2 protein-coding genes are annotated in these 2,731 nt (G+C 34.6%); both read right to left on the bottom strand.

Annotated elements, in window-relative coordinates; translation table 11 throughout:
* Window positions 1-2,543, bottom strand: a 2,543-nt coding sequence (gene brxC, locus B2145_RS07110) for a BREX system P-loop protein BrxC (RefSeq protein ID WP_291100210.1), incomplete at its 3' end; no start/stop codon positions are given.
* A gap of 2 nt (window positions 2,544-2,545) precedes the next feature.
* Window positions 2,546-2,731, bottom strand: a 186-nt coding sequence (locus tag B2145_RS07115; RefSeq protein ID WP_291100213.1) for a BREX protein BrxB domain-containing protein, incomplete at its 5' end; no start/stop codon positions are given.

Genomic DNA, 2,731 nt, shown 5'->3' on the forward strand with positions numbered 1-2,731 from the left:
CCAAAGTTAGCAGCGTTTAAAAGAGCATGCAGTACTTCATTATCTTCAAGTACATTAGAATCTTTTTTGATTTCAATTTTACCACGCTTGTATAACTTGGCTACCATTGTCCAAACCGCATTTTGATACCAACCGTATGGACGTTTGGCGAAATGTGTTTTAAGATCATTCAACGAAGTCCTGTCAGATTGGTTTTTTCTACGGTTAATCAAAGTTAATATTTCGGTTTCCGCTTCTGATATTGTTTGGTCATCCGTACCGAATAAATCATCTTGTTTGCTAAGAATAGTGTGCTTGAAAGTGTCTTCGCTATATTGAATAGCACCCAACATTCTTAAGTTAGAATATACCGATTTTATTAAATCTTGAAAAGCATTTATTACTAATGTTTTTCCATCAGCTGTTGCAGTAGTTTCTAATTTTCTCCCATTCAATATTACAGTTGATGCTGCCAAAGCTTTGTTGGCCAATAACAATAGATTATGTCTTCTCTCAGCGTTTATAATAGCTCTTTCCTGAAGAATTCTTTTTACTTCCGGGCGGTTTGAAGTCGATTGATTTTGTTTGACATATTTGTTGGTTCTCAAATACATTTTCAAATCCTTCATGAATAACGCATCAGAGGGAAGTATCATTTTCATTCCGGCAGTTCCCATAGTTTGAGATTGTATAAAAGCCAGATTATCATAGTCATGAAAATTTTCCGTGATGATTTCTATTTCAAGTTCTTTTTCTCTGCCAAGAATGTTTCCATCAATTTTACTTGTGAATTCATAATCCTGTTTGTTATCCAGAAATTTTATTTTATTGTCTCGAATGATATCATCGAAGAAAAGTTCTTTTAAGAGCTGAGGTACTGCCTGATCATCAATATCCGTAGCTTTGATTTCTTGTTCTACATCTTTTTCATCATCGGTCAAAAACTCATAGATATCGCCATTACGCTGTACATAACTTTGAAGTTCTAAAACATTTAGTGCTTCATCGATGGCTGCCTCATGTTTTTTTAAATCAATGTTTACATCGTCAATCATTAAAACTGAAATGTTGCGTTTTGTAGTCTTGAAATTGACGAAATATTTTACAAGAAATAATGCTTTTAGCACCTTGAAAGCAAAACGATTGTCCAATTGTTTTTCAGCCAGCGTAATGGGACTTTGAATTTCACCTCTTAGCTCATTGCGGATACCATCAAACATTAAATCAAAACTCACTAAAGCATTATCCTCTTTATTCTCGATCTTTTGTATTACTTGCTGGAACACGCCAAGCATTGATCTTTCACCCACTGAAGCATGCTTACCCTGAAAAGCATTGTGTGTAGAGAGTGCTCTACGGCATTCTTGAAATAAGTCGAATTGATAGGAAACAAAAGGCATTTTGTTAGCAAAATCGGTATCGTTCTTGTACCCTTTAAATTGTACTCCAGCATCAGAAAAGCTCAATAAAGTGTCTAAATGCGCACTTTCTTTCTTGAAAGTGGATACCAGATGTTTTTGTGCGTCCTCATTCTTTTTTAATAACCTTTTTTCTATTACCTCATCTACATTTGCGGAGGTTAGTGGCACTTTGGTTTTGAATCTTGCCTGAATTCGAGAAAAGTCATTTTGTTGGCTTTTATTCATATCTCCAACCACTTTTTCCATATCCTCCTGAGAGGTTACTAAAATCCATGAACTCCCTTTTGTTTTGGTCGCTAAAGTTTCAGCAATAGTCTGAAGGTTCAACATTAATTTAGTGTTGTCACTAATGTATTGACCCACCTCATCAACAAAGAAATTTAGTCTGAAACCGGAAGGTTTCATTTTGATATATTCAGAAACACGAAGACAAAAATCTTCAATAGACTGCTTGTGTCTGTCTTCAATCTCATCTAAAATATTTTCATATTTGGAAGCATCTGTATTATTTATTTCTCCCAATACTTCCGAAACTACTTCCATAACTAATGGGTCGAAGTAATCGTTTCTCGCTATTTCCCATGACTGCCCATTTTTATTTTGGAACATTGTTTTGAATTCTACATAACTATCTTGTTTGTCTAACCACATTTCAAATTCGGCTATGTGTGGTTGAAAACCGTAATAACCCAAATGGTCATAAAACACTTTGTAGAACACTGATAAAATGGCATTTTCATCCGCTTTACTGGTTATTTGAGCCTGTTGGTCAATGTTGAAAAGGATAGATTCGGAAGGAATTCGAGTCGCCCTTTGCACATCTCCTTTGAGTATTTCATTATCCTCAATTTTTTCGGCGAAGAGTTCGCCGCTTTTGTAGCCATCGAATTCTTTATTTTCTAAAACGTAAGATAAAATTTTCAGTAAATGGGATTTACCGGAACCGAAAAATCCAGAAATCCAAACACCATTTGCACCGCCATAGTTGTTGTATGCTGAGAAAAAATCCGTGATTTTTTTAGCTATTTCACGAGTGATTACGTATTCTGCAACCTCGTCAGCGATATGGTCACGATCATCTGCTTTGATAACCGTTTCTATATTTCGATTGATATTTTTTTGAAAAAAATCTTTAATTATCATGATTATGCTTTTATTTTATCAATATTAAATGCTCTGTAATAATTGTCATCTTTTAATAAACCAAAAAGGTTTAAAGTATGACCATCGTATTCTCCAGGGAAAAATGCTACTGTAGGCGCATCTTTTGCAATATTCTGAAGATTGTTTAGGATGTTGTGTGAACGAATGTATGGGAAAACCATTCCTAT

This window comes from Flavobacterium sp. UBA5153 (assembly GCA_002413745.1).
Lineage (GTDB): Bacteria > Bacteroidota > Bacteroidia > Flavobacteriales > Flavobacteriaceae > Flavobacterium.